The organism is Nostoc sp., from assembly GCF_036917315.1.
Classification (GTDB): domain Bacteria; phylum Cyanobacteriota; class Cyanobacteriia; order Cyanobacteriales; family Nostocaceae; genus Nostoc.
In genome coordinates this window covers 21,699-28,389 of the sequence record NZ_JBALDR010000062.1, presented here as the reverse complement: position 1 = coordinate 28,389, position 6,691 = coordinate 21,699, and the positions used below count along the sequence as shown (strand labels likewise).

General features: G+C 39.8%; 1 protein-coding gene and 4 pseudogenes. 4 read left to right on the top strand and 1 reads right to left on the bottom strand.

Annotated elements, in window-relative coordinates; all coding sequences use genetic code 11:
• Positions 1-107: 107 nt before the first annotated feature.
• The 3 genes and pseudogenes from V7K84_RS29120 to V7K84_RS29110 all read left to right on the top strand — a co-directional run.
• Positions 108-1,610 (top strand): annotated as a pseudogene (locus tag V7K84_RS29120) (Tn3 family transposase); the annotation flags it as partial.
• Between the two features lie 468 nt (positions 1,611-2,078).
• Entirely contained in the window at positions 2,079-5,102 is a 3,024-nt protein-coding gene (locus V7K84_RS29115) for a CHAT domain-containing tetratricopeptide repeat protein (protein WP_334843349.1), read from the top strand.
• 35 nt (positions 5,103-5,137) lie between these two features.
• Positions 5,138-5,294: pseudogene (locus tag V7K84_RS29110) on the top strand (Tn3 family transposase); the annotation flags it as partial.
• A gap of 115 nt (positions 5,295-5,409) precedes the next feature.
• On the opposite strand, the pseudogene V7K84_RS29105 reads toward V7K84_RS29110, so the two are convergent.
• Positions 5,410-5,550: pseudogene (locus V7K84_RS29105) on the bottom strand (group II intron reverse transcriptase); the annotation flags it as partial.
• Positions 5,551-5,717: 167 nt separating this feature from the next.
• On the opposite strand from V7K84_RS29105, the pseudogene V7K84_RS29100 reads away from it, so the two are divergent.
• Positions 5,718-6,611 (top strand): annotated as a pseudogene (locus V7K84_RS29100) (transposase); the annotation flags it as partial.
• Between the last annotated feature and the right edge of the window lie 80 nt (positions 6,612-6,691).

Genomic DNA, 6,691 nt, shown 5'->3' with positions numbered 1-6,691 from the left:
AATTTACCCCTTGATGACCAAACCCCGGCATGAATTACGAAAACAGTTGCAAACTGCTTAAATCACAAGCCTTTGGGCTTTTCTTAGTGCCATTCCCCCAAGACCAATGGCAGATTTTGTGCGATAACAATGAAATACCAGTGGCGATTACAACGGATTTTACGACTTATATTGAACAACGTCAAGAATTGTTGTTTGAACAATTCGATAAAGTTTCTGACTTACTAGCAACAGATAAACTACCTGGCGTTCTCATTGAAAATGAAAAATTAGTGATCAGTCCAGTTATTAGTAATATGCCTGACGGTGCTACTCAGTTTGGCGACCGAATTTATAATTTATTACCGCGAATTAAGCTGACAGAATTACTTATTGAAGTTGATTCTTGGACTGGTTTTACTAAACACTTTACTCATCTACAAACGGGGGAATTGGCTTCAGATAAAATTATTTTACTCAGTACTATTTTAGCTGACGCGATTAATTTAGGTTTGGTGAAAATGGCTGAGGCATTACCCTCACCCGATTTAACTTTCGAGCGATTAGCGTGGGTTGATGATTGGTATATACGTGATGAAACATACTCAAAGGCTCTAGCAGAGATAATTAATTTTCATACCAAAATTCCATTTTCTGCCTATTGGGGTGATGGGAAAACTTCTTCAAGCGATGGTCAGCGATTTAAGGCAGCTGGTCCTAAAAGCTTTAATGAAGAGATTAACGCTAAATATGGAACTGATAGAAGCGTGACATTTTACACGCACATTTCCGACCAGTATGGACCATTCCACACTAACGTGATTTATGCAACTGATAGGGATGCAACTCATGTTCTGGATGGTTTGATGTATCACGAAACTGACTTAAAAATAGAAGAACATTTTACTGATACTAACGGTTTTACTGACCATGTTTTTGGTATATGTCATCTACTGGGGTTTCGTTTTTGTCCCCGGATGCGTGATTTAGCTTCTAAAAAGTTACACTTTTTTGATGGTGTTAATCAGAATTCCCCTTTGTCACCGTTTTTGGGTGAGAAAATTAATGTCAAATTAATTGCTGCTTGCTGGGATGACATTCTCCGACTAGCTACTTCCGTTTCAATTGGAACAGTTACAGCTTCCTTGATCATGCGTAAGCTAGCGTCATATCCTCGTCAAAATAAATTAGCGATTGCTCTGCGCGAAGTAGGAAGAATTGAGAGGACATTGTTCACTCTTTATTGGTTGCAAAGTCCTCAGTTGCGACGTAAAGCTACGAGTGAACTTAACAAGGGGGAATTGAAAAACTCGTTGTCGAGAGCGGTTTTCTTCCACCGTTTGGGTGAAGTGCGTGACCGTTCGTTTGAAGATCAATCAATACGTGCAAGCGGTTTGAATTTGGCTGTGGCGGCGATTGTGCTTTGGAATACGGTGTATTTGGAGAATGCGGTTAATTTATTGAAGTCGGAGGGTGTAATTATCCCAGAGGAATACTTGCAACATTTATCACCAGTGGGGTGGGAACATATCAATTTAACTGGTGATTACATTTGGAATCTCAAGTCAGCAAGTAGCATTGATAATTTGCGTCCTTTGAGAAGGAGAAAATCAAACTTTAAATTAAGCTAAAACCGTTGTCTGGCAAGGGATTGAGAAGTTGAACTAATTCCTTAGCGTACAATTTTCCCGTTTTAGCACAGTCCTGCCGTTAAGGTCGGATACCATTTGTCAATAAGCAATAGTACTTAAAATATTCCTGAAATCGGGGTTGAAAACAGAATTTTGAGCAGACGATGCCTACGGCGGGCTACGCCTACGCGTCATCTTGATAGGCATGATTCATTCTTGACCCATCAATTCAGTACAAGAGTTAAGTTCATACCTCCATTTTTTTCAAATTTTCAGCATAATTTTTAATTGACAAAAGTAAGATTGTCTTAACCTCTCACCGATGGGCGATCGCTCTTTGGGTGGCTTCAACAAGGAGTATTGTAGTTTGTAAATCTAGTTTATAATTGTCCGATATTGCACTTATACATCTCAGTATTATCTCGTAATTCTTCAAAAATCAAATAGGAGTCCTATAGCAAGTTGAATATGAAAAATAAAACGGTAAAAGCTGATTTTTTCAAATATTTAAAACCAAAGTTGAAGTTTTACAGTTTAATCTGCTTACTCAGTGTCCTATTGTTATCTGAGTCAGTCGGTGCAAAAGCCACACTCAAACAAACGCAAATTGCACAGCAGCCAGCCACAAGGGAGCAAGATATAACCCGCGCCACAGGACAAAAAGTCTTTGATGAAGGGATAGCACTTTACAAACAAGGTACAGCAGAATCACTTAGACAGGCGATAGAGAAATGGCTTCAAGCGCTGGTATTGTGGCAAAAGGCAGGGGATAAATCACAGGAGGCAAAAACCCTCAACAATATTGGCTTAGTCTACGACACATTAGGAGATAAGCAGCAGGCACTCAAATATTACAATCAATCTCTGCCTTTGAGAAAAGAAATCGGCGACAACGCTGGCTTTGCTACTACACTCAATAATATTGGCTTAGTCTACGATTCATTGGGAGACAAACCGCAGGCACTCAAATACTACAATCAATCTTTGCCTTTGAGTCAACTTGTTGCCAACAAAGCTATTGAAGCTACTACCCTCAACAATATTGGCTTAGTCTACGACACATTAGGAAATAAGCAGCAGGCACTCAAATACTACAATCAATCTCTGCCTTTGAGTCAACTTGTTGGTGATAAAGCACAGGAGGCAAAAACCCTCAACAATATTGGCGGTGTCTACTACTCACTAGGAGATCAGCAGCAGGCACTCAAATACTACAATCAATCTCTGCCTTTGAGTCAACTTGTTGGTAACAAAGATATTGAAGCTACTACCCTCAACAATATTGGCTTAGTCTACAATTCATTAGGAGATAAACAGCAGGCACTCAAATACTACAATCAATCTCTGCCTTTGAGTCAACTTGTCGGTGACAAAGTTGGCGTTGCTATTAACCTCAACAATATTGGACGTGTCTACGATTCATTAGGAGACAAGCAGCAGGCACTCAAATATTACAATCAATCTCTGCCTTTGAGTCAACTTGTCGGCGATCAAACACAGCTTGCTACTACCCTCAACAATATTGGCTTAGTTTACGATGATTTAGGAGATAAGCAGCAGGCACTCAAATACTACAATCAATCTCTGCCTTTGAGTCAACTTGTCGGCGATCAAACACAGCTTGCTACTACCCTCAACAATATTGGCGGTGTCTACTACTCACTAGGAGATAAGCAGCAGGCACTCAAATACTACAATCAATCTCTGCCTTTGAGTCAACTTGTCGGTGACAAAGCACTTGAAGCTATTACCCTTTACAACCTCGGCTACTCAGAACGAAGTCGAGGTAACTTGCAAGCATCTCGTACCTACGTAGAAGCAGCTATCAAAATTATTGAAGAATTACGCACAAAAATTGACAGCAAAGAACTCCGCACTTCCTATTTTGCCACCCAGCAGGATGTTTATAAATTCTACATCGACTTGCTGATGGAACTACACAAAAAAAACCCGTCCCTTGGATACGATGCATTAGCCCTGCACTATAGCGAACGCTCCCGCGCTAGAAGTCTCATAGAGTTGTTAAACGAAGCTAATGCCAAAATCTTTAAAGGGGCAAATCCAGAACTCATACAACAAGAACGCAGTTTACGACAGCAAATTGATGCTCAAGATACGCTGCGGCGAAATTTAGAAACCTCATCTAATAACACCGACTCCAACACCAAAGCAGTTATTCAAAAACTAGCTACAGAAATCACAAATCTCCTGAGCCAATACCAACAACTCCAAGGCAAAATTCGTACTACTAGCCCAGCATACGCGAAATTGACAAATCCAGACCCCGAAAAGGACATTCTTAAATTACCGCAAATTCAACAACAACTCGATAAAGATACTCTGCTATTGCAGTATTCCTTGGGAGAAGAACGCAGCTATTTGTGGGCTGTAACAACTAGCTCAATGCAAGCTTACACACTCCCCGGACGAGAAGAGATAGAAAAAATTGCCACAAGGTTACATCAAAGTTTGCAGCACCCAACAGCCAGTGATTTATCCATTGCCAACGCTAAAAAACTTAGTCAAATCATCCTCGCACCTGTTGCCGATCAATTACTCCAAAAGCGGTTGGTAATTGTGGCTGATGGTGCGCTGCAAACCATTCCCTTTGCGGCTTTAGCTGACATCATCCCCCAAGCAAAAAGCGGCGCTGGTGGACAGGTGAAATACCAACCACTGATGCTAAACCATGAAATTGTCAATTTACCCTCAGTCTCAACTATCGCCTTTCAACGCCAACAACTCGCTCATCGCCAAAAAGCACCGAAAGCTTTGGCTATTCTCGCCGATCCAGTATATAGTGCTACCGACCCACGAGTGGCAAATAAACCCGTAAAAAACCAACTTTCTTCGGAATTAGAACTGGAACGTTCTGCCCTGGAACGTTCCGCCAGAAGCCTCAAACCCGATGGTTGGGGTAGACTAGAAAACACAGCAACAGAAGCTCAAGAAATCTTAAAACTGATACCTTCAACAAACAGGGTGGAAGTCTTTGATTTTGATGCTAACTACAATTGGGCAACCAGCAGCGCCTTAAATCAATTCCGTATTCTGCATTTCGCCACCCACGGTTTTGTCAATCAAGACCAACCAGAGTTATCTGGGATTGTACTGTCATTATTTGATAAAAAAGGCAACCCCATCAGCGGCTACTTGCGCTTGGCTGATTTGTTTAACCAAGATTATCCAGCCGAGTTAATTGTTTTGAGTGCCTGTGAAACTGGACTTGGTAAAAATGTCAACGGTGAGGGTTTAGTCGGCTTGACACGCGGGTTTATGTATGCGGGTGCAGCGCGGGTTGTGGTGTCGCTGTGGCAGGTTAGTGACGAAGGCACATCAGTATTAATGCAGGAATTTTATAAACAGATGTTACAGCAAGGAAAAACCCCGGCGGAGTCATTGCGTGCCGCCCAAAGGAAGTTATGGCAAGACGGGCGTAGTCCTTATGAATGGGCAGCTTTTACTGTGCAGGGAGAATGGTGGAACAATTGAGAAGGCAGAAGGTAGGGTGTTGACTCTAAGGGACTGAAGTTGATTCTTGGACACAATTTACTAAACATTTTACGCATTTACATTTCAGGAGAACAAGTATCCGATAAAGTTGTTTTGTTAAGTGCCTTGCTTGCTGATGGTATTAATTTAGGTTTCATGCGGATGGCTGACGCAACTCAAGGAATGTCCTTTTATGAAAACTAATTATCATTTATTCTCTCGGTTGAGTCGATGGGGGATATTATTCCCCGCACCTCTCGGTTAAATCTGGGCGTGCGACTTTCACCGCACCCAGCTTCCGATGTTCTTAGCTTGCGCTTTTGCTCATGTGTTTGTAATCGTGGCAACTCTCGTGAATTGCTTCAAGATTATTTCTTTTCCAGTTGGCGTGATTTCCGTCGATGTGATGCAGGTGTACCCGTTCTTCATCGATAAAATTCAGACCGCAGGAACAGTAAACCAAAAAGTTTTTCCCAAAGTGCGATCGCTAATCCAACTTACGTAAATTACAGTGCTATATATTACCTAAGCTATAATTAATGCTTATATTGCTCTGAAAAGTTTCAAAAAATGAAATGATGAAATTAGTGTGTTGGATATGGCTGAAATAAATAGGAATTAGAGACGCAAATAAATCAAGCGTTGAAAAGTCGAATTCCTTTAGGGTTACAAAAAGGGTGTTTAAAAATAGCGATTGATTTAAATTTAATTTGCTATTATGCTAAGCCAACATCCGAGGAATTACCCTACATATATCGAAGTCAAGCGAAATCTGGTACTCATTCATTTTACGCCTATGCAACTTTATATGTTATTACCAAAAATAAACGTGTAACCCTTGCAGTTAGAGGCGTTCGCCGACTAGATACCAGTGTAGCGATAATTACTTATTTATTGGCAGAACTTGAATCACTTAAAATAAATGTAAAAAAACTCTATTTGGATAGGGTTTTTTTTAATACTCCTGTAATCAGATGGTTGCAAGCATTAAACATCCCATTTATGATGCCTGCTATCAAAACGGGAAAAAAGGGAGGAATTAAACAATTTTTAAAGGGAAGAAAAAGTTATAAAACTACCTATACAATTACAAGAGACGAAGATGATTCAGTCACTTTTGACTTATGGATTGTATGCAAATATAGAAAAAGTAAGCGTCAAAAGCATGGAGTTCAATATTTCGTTTATGTTGTAAACAAAATTAAAACAAATTTAAATTATATATGAAGATTATCGAAAAAGATTTGGTATTGAAACTAGCTATAGACTAAAAAATGTTTGTCGAATTAAAACAAATAATAAAAATCCAGTGTTGAGATTACTATTTATTGGTATCTCCTTGTTAATATTTGGGTAAATATTCTTTGGCTCAGAATCAGTCGTAAAAGGAAAGGTAGTCGATTAATTTATCGCACACTTTTTACCCTCAAACAGATGTTAGCCTTTTTATCTCAAGCCTTGCAGCGCAAATATCAAGTAATTGAAAGGATTTATATTCCATCAGGTTAACGCCAAGAAATTCTTAATCACCAAATTATAAGTAATCCTTATTTATACTATGTTGGCTGGTTAAAGAATTGTGTGTAAAC